Origin of the sequence: Fluviicola taffensis DSM 16823, assembly GCF_943372375.1 — a bacterium.
In the GTDB taxonomy this organism is placed as follows: Bacteria; Bacteroidota; Bacteroidia; order Flavobacteriales_D; family Crocinitomicaceae; genus Fluviicola; species Fluviicola taffensis_A.
Genome location: NZ_CALRYJ010000006.1, coordinates 64697 through 81938, shown reverse-complemented (window position 1 = coordinate 81938; position 17242 = coordinate 64697). Strand labels below are relative to the sequence as shown.

15 protein-coding genes are annotated in these 17242 nt (G+C 40.7%); 9 read left to right on the top strand and 6 right to left on the bottom strand.

Annotated elements, in window-relative coordinates; genetic code table 11:
- Positions 1–89 precede the first annotated feature (89 nt).
- The gene (locus AAG807_RS10510) at positions 90–623 is read left to right on the top strand and encodes an NAD(P)H-dependent oxidoreductase (protein ID WP_341903385.1); all 534 of its coding nucleotides are present in this window, start codon (positions 90–92) and stop codon (positions 621–623) included.
- On the opposite strand, the gene bshB1 is transcribed toward AAG807_RS10510, so the two are convergent.
- The 5 genes from bshB1 to AAG807_RS10485 form a co-directional block, all read right to left on the bottom strand.
- Positions 606–1325 carry a bacillithiol biosynthesis deacetylase BshB1 gene (gene bshB1 / locus AAG807_RS10505; protein WP_341903383.1) on the bottom strand — a complete coding sequence of 240 codons (720 nt, stop codon included), beginning with the start codon at positions 1323–1325 and terminating at the stop codon, positions 606–608. The genes AAG807_RS10510 and bshB1 overlap by 18 nt on opposite strands.
- Positions 1322–1786: a glutathione peroxidase gene (locus AAG807_RS10500; RefSeq protein WP_341903380.1), complete on the bottom strand. Its 465-nt coding sequence runs from the start codon at positions 1784–1786 to the stop codon at positions 1322–1324. Before AAG807_RS10500 ends, bshB1 begins: the two co-directional genes overlap by 4 nt.
- Complete coding sequence (ccsA, locus tag AAG807_RS10495; protein ID WP_341903378.1) at positions 1783–4989, bottom strand: cytochrome c biogenesis protein CcsA; 3207 nt, start codon at positions 4987–4989, stop codon at positions 1783–1785. The genes AAG807_RS10500 and ccsA overlap by 4 nt, the downstream gene beginning before the upstream one ends.
- A gap of 375 nt (positions 4990–5364) precedes the next feature.
- Positions 5365–6120 (bottom strand): C4-type zinc ribbon domain-containing protein, encoded by a 756-nt coding sequence (locus AAG807_RS10490; protein WP_341903375.1) that lies wholly within the window; start codon positions 6118–6120, stop codon positions 5365–5367.
- Between the two features lie 3 nt (positions 6121–6123).
- The gene (locus tag AAG807_RS10485; RefSeq protein ID WP_341903373.1) at positions 6124–7218 is read right to left on the bottom strand and encodes a Nif3-like dinuclear metal center hexameric protein; all 1095 of its coding nucleotides are present in this window, start codon (positions 7216–7218) and stop codon (positions 6124–6126) included.
- A 244-nt stretch (positions 7219–7462) separates the two neighbouring features.
- Here AAG807_RS10485 and AAG807_RS10480 point away from each other — a divergent pair, with 244 nt between their 5' ends.
- Positions 7463–7846 (top strand): hypothetical protein, encoded by a 384-nt coding sequence (locus AAG807_RS10480; protein WP_341903369.1) that lies wholly within the window; start codon positions 7463–7465, stop codon positions 7844–7846.
- Between the two features lie 69 nt (positions 7847–7915).
- Here the strand turns inward: AAG807_RS10480 and AAG807_RS10475 are convergent, their stop codons facing one another.
- Positions 7916–8899: a glycosyltransferase family A protein gene (locus AAG807_RS10475; RefSeq protein ID WP_341903368.1), complete on the bottom strand. Its 984-nt coding sequence runs from the start codon at positions 8897–8899 to the stop codon at positions 7916–7918.
- 109 nt (positions 8900–9008) lie between these two features.
- On the opposite strand from AAG807_RS10475, the gene lpxK reads away from it, so the two are divergent.
- From lpxK to AAG807_RS10440, 7 genes are all read left to right on the top strand, one after another.
- Positions 9009–10049: a tetraacyldisaccharide 4'-kinase gene (gene lpxK, locus AAG807_RS10470; RefSeq protein WP_341903365.1), complete on the top strand. Its 1041-nt coding sequence runs from the start codon at positions 9009–9011 to the stop codon at positions 10047–10049.
- Complete coding sequence (locus tag AAG807_RS10465) at positions 10021–10833, top strand: purine-nucleoside phosphorylase (protein WP_341903652.1); 813 nt, start codon at positions 10021–10023, stop codon at positions 10831–10833. Before lpxK ends, AAG807_RS10465 begins: the two co-directional genes overlap by 29 nt.
- Positions 10834–10962: 129 nt before the next feature.
- The gene (locus AAG807_RS10460) at positions 10963–12822 is read left to right on the top strand and encodes a DUF2157 domain-containing protein (RefSeq protein WP_341903362.1); all 1860 of its coding nucleotides are present in this window, start codon (positions 10963–10965) and stop codon (positions 12820–12822) included.
- Entirely contained in the window at positions 12806–13360 is a 555-nt protein-coding gene (locus AAG807_RS10455) for a GDYXXLXY domain-containing protein (protein ID WP_341903360.1), read from the top strand. The genes AAG807_RS10460 and AAG807_RS10455 overlap by 17 nt, the downstream gene beginning before the upstream one ends.
- Positions 13361–13498: 138 nt before the next feature.
- Complete coding sequence (gene gatB, locus AAG807_RS10450; RefSeq protein ID WP_341903357.1) at positions 13499–14953, top strand: Asp-tRNA(Asn)/Glu-tRNA(Gln) amidotransferase subunit GatB; 1455 nt, start codon at positions 13499–13501, stop codon at positions 14951–14953.
- Entirely contained in the window at positions 14953–16128 is a 1176-nt protein-coding gene (locus tag AAG807_RS10445) for a TlpA disulfide reductase family protein (RefSeq protein WP_341903355.1), read from the top strand. Before gatB ends, AAG807_RS10445 begins: the two co-directional genes overlap by 1 nt.
- Before the next feature lie 4 nt (positions 16129–16132).
- The gene (locus AAG807_RS10440) at positions 16133–17239 is read left to right on the top strand and encodes a redoxin family protein (protein ID WP_341903353.1); all 1107 of its coding nucleotides are present in this window, start codon (positions 16133–16135) and stop codon (positions 17237–17239) included.
- Positions 17240–17242: the final 3 nt, after the last annotated feature.

Sequence of the window (17242 nt, the reverse complement as noted above, 5' to 3'; positions counted from 1 at the left end):
GCAAATAAAAGAACCTTATTAATAAGGGAATATCTCTATCTTCGTGAAAAAATCACCGATGATACATATCGGGATCTAAAGAAACTCACATGAAAATATTAGCATTCGGAGCAAGTACAAGCAAATCTTCCATTAACCAACAATTTGCGCATTTCGCTGCACATCAATTTAAAGGTGAAGTCAATATGATTGATTTGAATGATTTCGAAATGCCCGTATTTTCTGTTGATAAAGAAAAAGAAGACGGCTATCCTGTACAAGCCCAAGAGCTACATGAGATTATTGAAGAGTCTGATTTCCTGGTCATTTCCATGACAGAACACAATGGAAGTTATTCTGCCGCATTCAAAAATACCTTGGATTGGTGTTCCAGATTGAATAACAGCGTATTTCATGACAAACCGATGTTATTGATCTCTACTTCTCCGGGAAAACTGGGAGCTAAATTCTCATTGGAAGCTGCATTGAACCGTTTTCCGCGTCACACGGCTAATATCCTGGGACATTTCAGTTTGCCAAGCTTTGAAGAAAATTTCAAAGACGGTATTATAAACGAGGAATTGGCAAAAGAATTCAATGACTTGATCCAGAACGTTAAGGAGACCTTAGCGAAGATCAAATAAGGAATCGACACCAAGAGTACGTTCGATGGTAAATCCTTCGGCATAACGCACGCCAATGCCTCTTCCGAACTCCGCCATTCTACCACGGAGAAATTCAAAAAACTCCTCACCTGAAATAGGCGTCTTCGGTTCGGAAGAATTCGGATCCCAAAATTGGGTTTTATATGCCTTGATGGAATCAAATTTTTGTTCCACAAATTCAGTCACATCGATTACAAAGTCGGGCTTTAGAAAATGATCCTGGATGTAATGATAAACTGCCTTTGGTCTATGCGCTTCCTGAGCCATTCCATCCCAGGAAGTTTCTATTCGGCGCAAACCTGCCAGGAAACATGCTTCAGAAGCCAGTTTACTTCCTTTTCCATGATCGGGATGACGATCGGAAACCGCATTCACTAAAACGATGCTGGGTTTGAACCGGCGTATTTGCTCTATGAGTAATCTTAGATTCTCCTCCGAATGCTCGAAAAAACCATCGGCCATCTTCAAATTCACTCGTGCAGAAAGTCCCAAAATATCGGATGCAGCCTGAGCTTCTTCCTTACGCGTTTCTTTCGTTCCCCTGGAACCTAATTCTCCCTGGGTCAGATCGATTATTCCCGTAGTGAAACCCAATGCGCGGTGTTTCAACAAAGTTCCTGCTGCAGAAAGTTCCACATCATCCGGATGTGCACCAATTGCTAATACATCAATCTGATTCATGACTTCTTGATCCAATCTAAAATATGTTCGTCACCCGGTTCAGTTTGCGGAGAATAAAAACCCGTCACCTGACCTTCCTCATCAATCAGGAATTTTTGAAAATTCCAAGTGACCTCTGCTCCAGTTTCTTTCAACAACCAACTATAGATCGGATGAATTTCAGCTCCCACCGTATGTACTTTTTCCGAAAGCGGAAAACTCACGCCATAGCTTGTAGAACAGAATGTAGCGATTTCTTCTGCTGTTCCAGGTTCTTGTCCTGCAAAATCATTACACGGGACTCCCAAAATCGCGAAATCACTTCCACCAAATTCTTCGTTCAGTTCTTGTAACTGCGTATACTGAGGTGTCAATCCACATTGGGATGCGACATTCACCAAAAGGACCTTTTTTCCCTTAAAATCATTCCAATCAATGGGCTGGCCATTTAACCGGTTCAATGAAAAATCATACAATGTCATAACAATTCTCTTTGAGCTTTAAGATACTGTTTATTCCGAATTCCGGCAACAATTGTCAGGATCAAAAATGCAAGGATCGATACCCAGACATACCAGGGAAGATTCACAGAACCATCTCCATTAGCATACGAATGCAATCCGACCAGGATGAAATTCACACCAAAGAAAGTAAACAAGATTGCCGAATATCCCCACATACTTGCCACATTGAAAGCAAACTTACCTTTCAGACCGGGAATGTATCTGAAATGCAAGATAATTGCATAGACCAATACCGAAACCAAAGCCCATGTTTCTTTCGGATCCCATCCCCAGTATCTTCCCCAGGATTCGTTTGCCCAGATTCCACCAAGGAATGTTCCGATGGTCAACATGAATAATCCGATAGTGACAGTCATTTCACTGACCGCGGTAAGTACTGAAATAATCTTTGTAACCTCTTGCCCACTTCTGGTATCTCTTGCCAGGTACAAAATGATATTGACAAAACTGATAATAAATCCAAGTCCCAGGAATCCATAACTACCGGTAATAATAGCAACGTGAATCATCAACCAATAGCTTTTCAAAACCGGTTGTAAAGGCGTGATCTCGGGATCTAGCAGGTTCAATTGAGATACAAAGATGAAGAACCAGGCCAACAATGCAGCTGCGGCCAAAATAACCATACTAACACGTGAGAAGATAAATCCTGCCAGAATGATCACCCATGCGATAAAGACCATTGCCTCATATCCATCGCTCCATGGAGCGTGCCCCGAAATGTAACTTCTCATTCCCAAACCAGCGCCATGGTAAAGGAAGACAATCCCCATCAATACAAACAGAATCTTGGCAAGAATGGAATAACGTCGTTCGGATTTTGCAGAAGGATTGAAGAATACCCGAATAAAGAAAATAAACAACAGCAGGATTCCAAACGTAAAATAACAATTTCCGGTATTCTTGAATATGTTCATTTTGTTATACGAAACCTCCATTTTCACATGTGTATCCGTAGGTAAAATGGAGGAAGGAGATAATGAACGCTGCGCTTTTTTCAATTCGTTCAACAGTTTGGTCGACTTGGAAAAATCATTATTGGACTTCGCCGCATCATTCAACGAACTGATGTAGTTCAAAGCTAACCTGCTTGTAACACTGTCTTTCATCATCAATTCCTGATTGAAAGGCATGAACCAACGATTCGCCAAATCAGCTCTCAATGGAATGATTTTCATGTAATTCCAGTTGATGACACCCAATAATACCTGGTACTTCTCCCCTAACTTGATCAGTTTCTTTTGAACTTCCGACTGCTGGGATTCCGTTTTTTGCAACGCTTTATTGTAGTCATTGATCCATTTGAAATTTCCCGATTCATCCGTTAATTCCCTGAATGAAACATATTTTGTCAAGTTATACTTATCAAACAATGCTGAAGGAACCAAAATCACTTTTTGATCCAACCAATAATCCGGATACATGTGCATACTGACCACCGTCTGAACAGCGTTTCTTTCTTCGAATTTATTTGCGCGGTATAATTTGCTCAATAACTGGTCACACAAGGTATGCATCGGAATAATTCGTCCTCTGTTATCCTGAACCAATAAAGTTGCCAATTCATCACTTTGATCTTCCGAAATGAAATAGACAACCGGTTTTACGGGGGCTGCGGGTAGTTGCTCCTCGGTATGCTCGTGGTGATGTTCGTGATCATGCACGTGTGTGGAAGAATCCTGGGCAAATGCGGTCAGCGAACCCAGAGCGAATAAAATACTCACTACCGTTTTAACACTGGAAGTTTTCAAATTCCCAATTAACTCTCTAAAACGAGAAGCCGGAGCAAACAAACTGAAGATCATCCCGATAAACATCATTAAATAGCCTAGATAAGTTACATTTGTTCCCCAAAAATCATGGTTCACACTCAAAATAGTTCCCTTTTCATCCGCATCATAAGAAGATTGGAAGAAACGGTAGCCACCATAATCCAATACATGGTTCATGAATACGTGTTTTGTGCCGAATTCCTTATTCGCAGTATCCAGTACTTGTAGGTCACTGGAATAAGAAGAAGGCATATCCGAACCTGGATAGCGATCCAACATAAAATCATTACATTTCATATAGAATGGGATTTTAATGCGCTTCATTCCGTATTCCAAATGATAATTCAATCCGTTGAATTCAAAGAAAACCGGAACTCCGACCATTTTCGCCCCACCTTCCAGTCGAACTATTTTCGATTTGGAACCATCTGTGATCTTTACTGTCAAATAATCCGATCCTACATCTCTCATTCCGGAAGGACGCAATATTTTACCCACATTCGGGATTTCCTGTTTAAACACAAATTGTTGTCCTGCGATCTGATACAAAGTAGTTGTAGCAAAAACAACTTCCTCTCCGGGAGCCACTTTCACAAAAACAGAATCCGGTGGAGCAATTCCACTCTGACGAGCCTTTTGCATTTCTTTCATCGGGATATACTGCAAAGGCATATTCGGTCGCAAGCGCAGGGTATCATTCTTTCTGTAAATATTGACTCCATTGACCAATTGCTCTGAGAATGCAATGTTCAAGCCATTCAGGGAGAAAATATCGTTGTCAATGATGTAATTGGATTTCATTCCGTCCGTAACGATATCCAACGCACTTGTCTTGTACTTCTTGTCCATCTCAATGGTATCAATCTGCTTCGATTTGAAATCGACATACTCAATTGAAATAGGGTTTTGATGTTTCGGGAAATCGATATCCATGGATGCCGAATTGAATGGATAAGATTCAGCCAAAATGGTTTTCACATCATGTGTCAATTGAAATTCCTTTCCATCATTCACATTCACCCACAAATAAGGATCTGAAGTATAAACGATATTGGATGCAGCACCTTCCCGGATCATCATCATTCCTTCGTAGCTGATATAACGCGTGATCCATGCTCCGAGGATTATGACGATAAATGAAATATGGAAAAGCAATACGGCAATTTTCTCCCGTCTCCACATTTGGTAGCGGAAAATGTTCGCTACTAAATTCACACATAGAAATGCCAACAATAATTCAAACCATTTTGCATTGTAAATCCAAAGCTTTGCTGCTTGTGTGTTTTCGTATGATTCAATAAATGTAGCTATTGCAATTGCTGTAAGGAAGAGGAATAATCCCATTGCCATTGCCCTCATTGAAAAAAGGCCTCTTGCTAGTTTTTCCATGTAAAAACGGATTGATAATTTTCAGTTGCAAAAATAAGGATTCGTTTGGTTTTAGGTCTAAATAATACTGCAATAATTTCTCCCGCAGATCCTGTAGATTTCGCAGAAGAAAGACCATTGTCTGCCAAGGCGGAAAGACAAAGATATTTGTTCGCATAAAAACACCAATTTGAGTCACCTGAAATTTTAAAAATCTGTGCGTTCCGCCGGTGTCAGACGAGTGCGCGCAATCAGCGGGATTAAAACACACCTGATCCTTGGTTAAGTTTAAAACAAAAAAGGGATTACCTGAGCAATCCCTTTCCAATTTCATTACAAGCAAGCCTCTTTGCAAAACTGCACTGACACTTGTTTTTTCATCCGCTTCGCGGACTTTTATCCAGCGTCTACTACATCAGCAGGGACTAAAATTCTTCCGCAATGTTCGCAAACAATCACTTTTCTACGTGTATCGATATCCAACTGACGTTGAGGTGGAATCTTATTGAAGCAACCTCCACAAGAGTCACGATCAACACCAACTACAGCCAATCCATTTTTTGCATTTGTACGCAAACGATCGTATGCCTCAATTATACGGGCATCAATCAATGCTTTTGCTTTTTCAGATTGTGCAATCAATGCATCCTCCTCCTTTTGTGTTTCTCCAACGATCTCGTTCAACTCATCCTGTTTCACTTTCAAATCGCCTTTACGAAATTCCAAACGCTCTTTCGCTTCGTCCAACACCTCTTTTTTCGAAGAAATCTTGATTTTAGCCTCTTTCATGCGTTTATCGTGCAATTTGATCTCTAATTCTTGGTATTCGATTTCTTTCGCCAACGATTCAAACTCACGATTGTTACGTACGTTATTTTGTTGATCCTTGAACTTTACAATAGCAGCTTCTGCATCTTTCATTGCCATCTTACGATCAGCAACTTCAGTATCCAGTTCTTTCGCTTCCTCTTGTAGGTTCTTGATTCTAGTCTCTAACCCTTCGATCTCGTCCTCCAAATCCTGAACCTCCAAAGGTAATTCACCACGTACGGTTCTAATTTTATCGATTTGAGAATCAATCTTTTGCAACGCATACAATGCGTCCAACTTTTCAGCAACTGTTGTTTCTTTTGTACTTGCTTTTGCAGCCATACTTTAGAGATAATTTATCGGATTCGTATTTACACTCGTTAAACGAACCGCAAAATTAGTAAATTTTTTCTTCAATTGTGCTACTAACCACTCAGAAGTATATTGTTCCGACTCAAAATGACCGATATCCGCAATCATTAACTGATTTTCAGCATCGAAAAATTCGTGGTATTTGAAGTCACCAGTGATAAAAACGTCTGCTTTCGCCCGAATTGCATCTTTTAATAAAAAACTTCCGGATCCCCCACAAACGGCGATGGTTTTAACCACTGATTTGGTCGGATTGGTATATCGGACAGCTCCGCAATGGAATGTTTTCTTCACAAAATGTAAAAATTCCATCGCTTCCATTCCCTTTTCCAAAGATCCGATCATTCCACTTCCAATATATTCGTTGGTGTTAGATAAACCTATCAGGTCGTAAGCGATTTCTTCATAAGGATGTGTTGCTTTCATGGCGTGAAGCACTGCAGAAATAGCGTGTTCAGCAATGATTACTTCAATCTTCACCTCCTTGACCACTTCCAACTCACCTGCTTTCCCCAGGAATGGAGTAGCATCTTCGTCGGGTCGGAACCTTCCTTCGCCTTCAGAACTGAAACTACACGAGTCATAGGAACCGATCATTCCGGCACCGGCTTTTGCCATTGCTTCCCGCAATAGATCCGCATGTGTTTGAGGAGCAAAAACAGCCAGTTTATAGCATGTGGCGGCTTTCGGACTCAGTATTTTGACATCAGTCAGCCCTAATTTTTCGGAAATGATATGATTCACCCCAAAATGTACATTATCGAGATTGGTATGAATAGCAATTAAGCTGATATCATTTTTAATCGCTTTTAAAACGGTCCGTTCCACATAATTTGCACCCGTTATCCGTTTCAATCCCTTGAAAATAATCGGATGATGGGTCAGCACTACATTCGCACCGTGAAGAATTGCTTCATCGATTACTGTTTCAATACAATCCAAAGCAACCAAAACTCCTTTGATTTCCGTATTCGGGTCACCGACCAACAACCCCGAATTGTCATAGGATTCCTGATAAGTGAAGGGCGCTATGTGATTTAAATACGAAACGAGCTCTTTTACCTGCATTTTGAATGAATTGGATTATCAAAGGTACGAAATCAAAAAGTAAATAATCAGTAAAAAGATAATAATCAAGATCTCCTAAAATGTACTTGCAGTCACCTGGATGAGTCACGCATCAGAATTCATTCTAAAAAAGCATCGAAAGAAACAAGAATCATCTTTTCCTGTGATTTGCATCATGTTTTCCTATACCAAGTGCTCCTATTTTTGTCTTGTAAGCAATCGTACAATCAATAAACTAAAAGTCATGAGTAAAAGCGAATTTATTTCTGAACAACATAAAGAAAACGTTGAATGGTCCAGTAAATTGGATTTCTATAAGGATGAAATAGAGATTCTTCAAAAACGTCTGGATGAAATTGCGGTTAAAAATAACAAGAAGGAAGTCCTTACTTCTATTGAGTATTTCCAGAACCAATTGATCATTCACCGAAATACCATTGATGAGATACAGCATGGGGTAAACGTATCGGAAGATGCCCTCGTATCCGAAGTAAAGAAAAATCCAGTGGCGTCGGATCATAGAAAAACAAAATACCATCAAGCAGAAAAAGAAGAGATCCAAATCCTTGAAAAAGTATTCAAAGAGTTACGTGAAGAATTCAATCGATTTGTTTCTAAATGGATTTGATAAATCCATCACTTCAATAACCAACAAAGGGAGCTTTTAAACAAAGGCTCCCTACCTATTTCCCAATTTCTACAAAATGAAAATGCGCCTTTGGATCACTCGTTCCTGATACAATTGATGCAGCACTTCTTCCCGAAGCAAAGTCGTATTTAAGATTTGTGCCTGATTGCAAAAAGGTATTTCATTCAGACCAACCAACGAATGTCCTAAAATACCTTTCCGGAATTTTTCAGCTTCATGAGACACCCAAACAAATGGAACTGCTTTCCCGATCAATATTTTCGCCGTTAAACGTCCCTTCTGCCCTGTCCCATTGACAATCAACTGCTGTTCCGGATTCCAATCCAACTCGATGAACCGGCTAACTTTCAAAGAGAAAAATGCCTTCTGTTGATAATCTTCACTGGTTTTGGATGTCCGCAGATCGTGATCGCGCCACAAATGTGTCACCAAATCCAATCCTGTAATGGAAAATCCAGCTTCAACCCAACGAAACAACAAATCATAATCCTCCGGATAATTCAACCCCGAAAAACCACCACATTTTTCCAAATCCGTCTTTCGCATCATCCAATTTCCGGAAGCAATGGAACATTCCCGATAAATCTGCGCATAAAAATCCGCCTGATCTACCCGGTCATTCAGCCACTTCTCATACGCCAGATAACCCGGAGAAATCGAACCTGCTTCTGAGAAGTATTTCACTTTTCCGGTTACAATCCGGTCTTTTCCATTCTCCAGAACATGCAGGAATTGGGCTAATTTGAAAGAAGGCATCACATCATCCGCATCCATGCGGGTCACATATTCTCCTCGTGCTTCCGAAAGCGCAGTGCAAAGTGCATCCACAATTCCTTTCCCACTATTTTCAAGCAATTTGATCCTCGGATCTTGCAACAAATCAGCTAGCGCTTCCAATTCATTTTCCATGCTGTGGTCGTTGACCAGGATCCATTCCCAATCAGTATGCGCTTGTTCCAGAATAGACAAAGCCGTTTCCCGGATGTATTTTTCCGCATTGCGGTAGGGCGTCAAAATGGATATGAGAGACATGGTGTAAAGTTAATTACGAATTACGAATGCCAGTGCCTTCGACTACGCTCAGTCACCTTTTATTCGCAATTCGTAATCCGCAATTCGCAATTCTATTATCTTTACCTGCATGTATTCATGGCGCATTGTTTTACTTCCTTTTTCCTTACTCTATGGATTAGTTGTTAGCATTCGGAATTGGATGTATACCATTGGAATAAAAAAATCGGAACCCATTCCCGGGGCTTCCATTTGCATTGGAAACATAACGGTTGGCGGAACCGGAAAATCTCCACTCACAGCTTATATTGCCAAACTTTTTGAATCTAAAAAACCAGTTATTTTATCCCGCGGATACGGAAGGAAAACCCAAGGATTGGTTATCGCAAATGCAACTAGTACCGCAAGTGATTTGGGAGATGAACCGATGATGTACTGGACAAATTTCAACCAGAAAATCCCTGTCGTAGTGGCTGAAAAAAGACAGATCGGTGTAGACTGGATCTGTGAAAACAAAGCAAATTCCCTGATCCTTTTAGATGATGCTTTTCAGCACCGAGCGGTAAAACCGGGTTTGAATATCTTATTGATGACTTACGACCGACCTGTATTCAAGGACTTTGTTTTTCCAGCAGGAAACCTGAGAGAACCCAGAAGCGGAATGAAGCGTTCAGATATCGTGGTCATTACGAAATCACCAAAAGATCTTGCCGAAAAATCAAAAACTATTTTTCACCAAAAAATTCCACTTTCAAAAGACCGCATCTTCTTCAGCGAGGTCATTTATGGCGATTTGAACGGCTTATTTGGAGAAATTTGGGAACCCATCGATCAAATAATACTGGTGACAGGTATTGCCCAACCCGAACCACTATATCGTTTTTTAGCTGAGAACCATCCTGTTGAAGCGATCAAATTCCCGGATCACCATGCTTTTACTAGCGAAGACATTCAGCAAATTCAGCAAAAAGTTGCTACTTTTGCCCACCAACGTTGTGCAGTGGTTACAACGGAAAAGGATGCGGTGCGTTTTGCAGAGTGGAAAGAAGTGATTTTAGAAAGCAAGATTCCATTTTTTGTACAAAGTATTTCGCTGAAAATAGATAGAGAACAAGATTTTAAAGATTTACTCAAAAATTATGTTGTTAGAGCAAATGAAGGAAGCTGCTGATTATATCAACAGCAAAACACAGGTTAAACCAAGTATCGGAATCATTTTAGGAACCGGATTGGGTGGATTGGTTAAAGAAATTGAGGTGATTGATGAGATTTCCTACCAGGATATTCCTCATTTCCCGGTTTCTACCGTAGAAAGCCATTCCGGAAAATTGATTTTCGGAAATCTAGGTGGTAAAAAGGTGGTTGCCATGCAAGGTCGTTTTCATTTTTATGAAGGTTACAACATGCAACAGGTCACGTTCCCTGTTCGGGTTATGAAATTATTGGGAATTGAACGCCTGTTCGTGAGCAATGCTTCCGGTGGTGTGAACCCGGATTTCGTAGTCGGTGAAATCATGATTTTGGATGACCATATCAATTTGTTCCCTGCACATCCGTTGATCGGTAAAAATATTGATGAATTAGGACCTCGTTTCCCTGACATGAGTGAGCCGTACGATCATCAGATGATTGAATTAGCAAAAAACATCGCTGCTGAAAACAATATCAAGGTTTCAGTTGGAACATATGCTGCATTGACGGGGCCTACATTGGAGACTCCTGCAGAATACGGATATGTTCGTGCAATCGGAGCTGATGCGGTCGGAATGTCGACTATTCCTGAAGTGATTGTAGCCCGTCACATGGAAATCCCCTGTTTCGCAATCTCAATCATTACAGATTTAGGGGTTCCGGGAAAAATTCAAAAAGTGAGTTTACAAGATGTGATCGATGTAGCTAGCAGACAAGAGCCTAAAATGACTTTAATCATGCGCGAATTGATTGCCAAAATATAATTCGGTTAAACATATTGCGAAAAGCCCCGACGATAAATGTCGGGGCTTTTTCATTTCCATTAAGTCACTTCTTTTCAATCGGATGGATGACAATCCATTTTCTTCGTTACATTAGTAAAAAAAACATCCATGAACCTAAAGGACTTTTTAGAGGATTGTAAACAGGAGAATATCATCGACCAAACTACTGTGGATCGCATGTATTCTCATTTTTTGGCGCAAAGTGAAAAGCGGTCGATCAATGCACAGAATCAATCTCAACTCAATCAGAACAAAAAGAACGACGGATTAATCATTACGGTGAGTATCATCGGAATATTTTTGATCGGATTCGGGATCATTTACCTATTTGCTCACAATTGGGATAATCTTTCACGCCCTACCAAAACCATTCTCAGTCTGCTTCCGGTATTCCTTTCCGTGCTGGCAAACATTTTCACGGTGACGAAGCGGAAAGACAGTGTGATTTGGCAGGAATCAACGGCCATTTCCAGTTTTTTAGCTGTCGGAAGTATGCTGGGGCTAATCCTTCAGATCTACCAACTACCGGGAATTGAAAATTATTTTTTCACCTATTGGTGTATTCTCTGCTTACCCATTGTCTATTTACTCCGATCACATAGTGCGGTTTTTTGTGCCATGGCACTTATGTTCATGAACCTTTTCAGTTATCCGATGGACCAAAGTGCCATCTACCAAATTCCCTGGTTCGGAAGCCTGATCATGTTCTTAGCTCTCGTTCCTTATCTAAAACGACTGTTTACACTTCGTCAACCGGAATCACTTTATGTGACACATCAGATAGTTGTTCCATTGTTAATCTGTTTCAGTGCCATTATCAGCATGAGTGGGTCCGATTCATCCATTTGGCTGATCCTATTCTTACTACTGGCTAATTTTCATCTGTTCGGAACAAGCCGATTCCTGCGCAACAGCGATCACCAGCCCAATGCCATGAGCATCCTGAGTTACATCGGAGTGAGTTTGAGCTTAACATATCTGTTATTCTACAATAAATGGGGATTTGCTAACATATTGCAGCTCAAGACTCCCGATTACCGACTGATCTTCATTCCCATTCTATTTGCACTGGGTCTTGTGCAATTGTTCCGTTATTTCTCCAAAGAGAAAATGACCCCACAAAACCTCTATAAATGGATCTTGCTTTTGCCTGTTCCTTTCATCGCAATGGATTATTTCGGACTCAATGCATTTCCATATTATCAGCTCACTATTTTAATCAGTACGGCTATTGTCGTTCATTTTGCTCAGAACCGGAAAGACCCCTGGCAAATTTATCCGGCACTGGGAATCATTGCCGTGCTCGTTTTTAGTCTTTCGTATATCAACGGAGGAATCATGGCCTTTTTCTTATTCTCACTCATTCCAAGTATGTACTATTTGGTACCGGCTTCTCTTCTTGATGAAAAATCAAAAAATACTTTAAGCTCGGATCAGATCATTGTTCTTTCCTTTCAAATCTTGTTCCTAATCATTGCAAGTTTCGGCGGATTCTGGGCACTATTCAACTACACCCCTCTTGTTCTAGCGGATTACAAATATGTACCTCCATCCATGAGTTCTTTCCAGGTCGCGCTTACCGGTTTGATTTGCATCGGGCTTGTTTTGAATGTTATCAAACTTCGAAAACAGTTGTTCAGTCATTTGAAAGGCTTGTTTGCTCTCTTTAGTCTGATAGTCCCGGTCATGATTTGGATCGGCTGCATATCGACCACCGGTTTGCAGCATATGTACTCTGTTTTTCTATTATTATTGGGAATTATCGTTTTGGTATATAGCGCGAAAAAGTCCAATTTGACCATAGCAAATTTCGCACTTGGACTAATTGGTCTGGTGATGCTTTGCCGCTTTTTCGATCTGAAGATGTCACTAACTGTCAAAGGAATTCTCTTCATTCTGATCGGAAGTTCATTTTTCGTTGCCAACTACCTAATTCTAAAAAACAGAAAGCATGAAAACAGTAAATAAAAGACTCATAGGGCTGATTGCCATATCGATAGTTCAGCTGACCTTTCCGCTTTTTTTCATTGTTGCCAAAGAACATGTTATTGAAACCGGAAAGGAATACCTCTTTCGGATCCAGCCTGTTGACCCTTACGACTTTTTTCAGGGGAGGTATGTCAATCTGAATGTGCAGCCATTGTCCTATGAAACCACTAAATCTGATGATTTCAAACAAAATGATATCGTTTACGCCGAATTTGAACAAGACACTGCAGGAGTGAAGATCACAGCTATTTCGCATAAAAAAACGAAACATTCATTGAAGTTGAAATTGTTTAGCAAGCCCAACAATCCGATGTATGTGAGACTTCCCTTCAAACGATTCTATCTGGAAGAAACCAAAGCCACCACGATCGAAAAACAACTAGCGACAGATCGAAAACATCCCAATTTCGTGCATGTAAAGATCCTGAAAGGTGACTTTGTGATTACGGATATCAGTTCTAACGGAAAATCCTTAATCACAGGAAATTCAGTACAATCACCCGATTTATCCAAATGAAGTTTGCTTATTTCACCTTATCAAACAAAATTGGACCGTTAGTTCAAGTCCAAATTGCATTATAATTCAAAAAAGAATCCATTTGAGGCCATTATTCGGTGAAAAAACTCGAAATTTGCGACTCAGTTAAAATACACTATGTCTACAAGAGATAAATACGAAGTTGTCATTGGATTAGAGGTCCATGCCCAGTTGCTGACCAAAACCAAAGCTTATTCTTCGGATATCAACGAATACGGGGCTCACCCGAATACAAATGTGAGTGTGATTACTTTGGGACATCCGGGAACTTTACCCGTGATGAACAAAAAAACAATCGAATTTGCGGTTAAACTTGGTTTGGCTTGCGGATGTACCATTGCGGAACATCAGCATTTTGCTCGTAAGAATTATTTCTATCCCGATCTTCCGAAAGGATACCAGATCACTCAGGACACCACTCCTATCTGTACCGGAGGATCCATTGTCATCAAGACTGAAAACAATCAAGATAAAACCATTGGTTTGACGCGTATCCACATGGAAGAAGATGCTGGTAAATCCATTCACGATGTAGACTTGTATGACACATTGGTGGATTTGAACCGTGCAGGAACTCCGCTATTGGAGATCGTTTCCGAACCTGAGATTCGTTCAAGTCAGGAAGCTTATAACTATTTGACAGAAGTTCGCCGATTGGTTCGCTACCTGGATATCTGTGACGGAAACATGGAAGAAGGTTCTTTGCGTTGTGATGCAAACGTATCTGTTCGTCTGATCGGTGCTCCGGAATTCGGAACAAAGGTCGAGGTGAAAAACATGAACTCCATCCGAAATGTGCAACGTGCCATTGAATTCGAAGTGGAACGTCAGATCATTGCCGTGGAAAAAGGGGAACGTATTTCTCAGGAAACTCGCAGTTTTGATGCCTTAAAGGGAATCACCATTTCCATGCGAAGCAAAGAGGCAGCGAATGATTACCGCTATTTCCCGGAACCGGATTTACAGCCAATTGTTGTTGATGCTACTTATATTAATCAGATAAAAGCAAAAATGCCTGCACTTCCACGAGAATTGTATGCAAAATACACACAGGACTTAAAGCTTTCCGATTACGATGCTGGTATCCTGACAGATTCAAAATCCATTGCTTTGTTCTTTGAAGAAGTGATTTCGGACACCAAGAATTACAAAAGTGCTGCAAACTGGGTCATGGGTGAAGTAAAATCGTACTTGAACCAAAACGGTTTAGAAATCGAAGAGTTACCTATTTCAGCGAAACAAATTGCAGGGATTATCAACCTGATTGAAAGTGGTAAAGTTTCCAACTCCGCAGCGGCACAGAAGCTTTTCCCTGCGTTGATTGAAAATCCAACTGCAAACATCGATGAATTGGCAATCTCTTTGAACATCATTCAGGAGTCCAATGCTGATTCGTTAAAAGAAGTTATTTTAGGTGTTTTCGAGCAACACCCAAGTGAAGTTTCCCGTTTTAAAGCCGGGGAAAACCAATTGACCGGATTTTTCATGGGACAAATCATGAAAGCTTCAGGTGGTAAGGCTGATCCCAAAACAACAAGCGCGTTATTGCGTGAATTAATACAAACCGTTTGATGAATCGTTTTTCGTTTTTTAGCATCCTTTTTTTAGGATTGTTCATTTTTACTTCTTGCGGGGATTCTTCCGTTGATGAAGAAACGGGTCTTGCCAATAACTTTCACATAGAAGGTCAGATAACAGGTGCTGCCAATCAGAAATTGAAGATCGAAGCTCAATCCCAACAAGGTGTCATTGAAGTAGCTCAAACGGTTACGGATGCTTCGGGGAACTTTGAATTGGACGGAAACATACCCGGAATGGGAATTTATTCCTTGTCTTTAGGAGAAAACGGAAAAAATGCGGTGGTTATCCCCATGGATGTAGACGATCAGGTCGTTTTGAAAGCAACGAAAGAAACCTTTGCTATCACTCCTGCTTTCTCCGGAACGAAATGGGCGAAACCTCTAACGAAATACATGCAACTGTTCAGTGATTTTGCCAAAAAGCAGATGGAACAGATGCCTAAGATTACGGATCAGGAAAAGCAAATGGCGCTCTTTGCGCAATTGAAAAAGCCCATTTTGCAATTTTCCCGGAAACAAATCCGCAAGGACCCGGGAAATCCGGTAAATATTATTCTTGTCAATCTGATCATGCCATCCCAGGAAACGGGCTTTACTGATTGGGATCCTGCTAACCTGGACGATTTAAGAGCAATGGAAACTGCATTCCAGCGAAATTATTCGGATTCACCGATCACCGGAATGTTATCCCAACAAATTGCCGCAATCGATTCCCAATATCAAAGCTACCAGCAAACCAGTTCGGGAACGATGGCTGCTTCAGAAATTGCTCTGAAAAATCCGGCCGGAACAGAATTGCGTTTATCCAATCTGAAAGGTAAAGTAGTATTGATCGACTTTTGGGCATCCTGGTGTGCACCGTGCAGAAAAGAAAACCCGAATGTGGTGCGTTTGTATAAGAAATACCGAGGGGAAGGATTTGAAGTATTCTCCGTATCCCTGGATCAGGATCAAAACGCCTGGAAGGCTGCAATTGACAAGGATGGATTATTTTGGCCGAACCACGTTTCTGATCTGATGGGTTGGCAGACGCCACTTGTTCAGGCTTATGGAATCCAAGGTATTCCGCACACTGTTCTTCTAAATAGAGAAGGAAATATTGTGGGAATTGGATTGAGAGGTGCGCAATTGGAACAGAAATTGATAGAACAACTAGCAAAAAAGTAACTACATGAAACAATTTATTCTTTGTTTGACCCTTATATCCGGATTTGCCTTTGGTCAAAATCCGGCGAATGTAGAAGTAAGTGGTAACATTTTCAATACCAAGGGAGACAGCATCAAGATTTCCCAATACTACGGATCACATTACATTGATTACGTCAAAGGAAAGTTGGATAAAAAAGGAAATTACAGTTTAAAAGGCAAGGTTCCCGTTTCAGATTATTACGTTTTGCGCCTCGGACAGCAGCATATCAATATTATCCTGAAGGAAGGTTCTTCTATACGGATCAACGCGGACGGAAGCAATATCAATGCATTTCACACCATCACGGGTTCTGACGAGAGTATCGCTTTGAATGAGTTTGTCGGTCAAATGCAGTATTTCAATCAGAAAAAGGATTCAGCTATCAACGCAATGAAATCCACTCCGGAGAATCAGGAAGCAATCAATAAATATTATCAGACCGAATACTTGAAATTTTCTGCTTACAGACAGAAGTTCATTGCTGAAAATGCGAATTCACCTGCACTTTTACCGGTAGTCAGTACATTGGATACGGATAAAGAATTGAACATTTACGAAGCAGTTGTGAACCAATTGCTGGCAAGTTTCCCGGCATCTCCAAGTGTTCAGAATGCAAAGAACAGCTACGACCAATTAAAGGCACAAAAAGAGAAACAAAACTTTTTAGGCTCCGGAAAACCGGCTCCGAATTTCACTCAGAATGATGTGAATGGAAAACCGCTTTCCTTGTCGGATCTGAAAGGAAAAGTAATCCTACTTGATTTTTGGGCTTCCTGGTGTGGACCTTGTCGCAAGGAAAATCCCAATGTAGTTGCATTGTATCAAAAATACAAAGACGCAGGATTTACGGTCATGAGCGTTTCTCTGGATAAAGACAAAACTCCGTGGTTGGCAGCTATTGAAAAAGATGGACTGATCTGGCCGAACCATGTTTCTGATTTGAAATATTGGTCCAATGAAGTTGCAAAGGCATACCAGGTTTCCTCGATTCCTTTCACGGTGTTGATTGATCGGGATGGAAACATCATCGATACCAAATTGAGAGGTGTGGAATTAGAACAAGCACTTAAAACAATCTTCGGATTCTAAAAT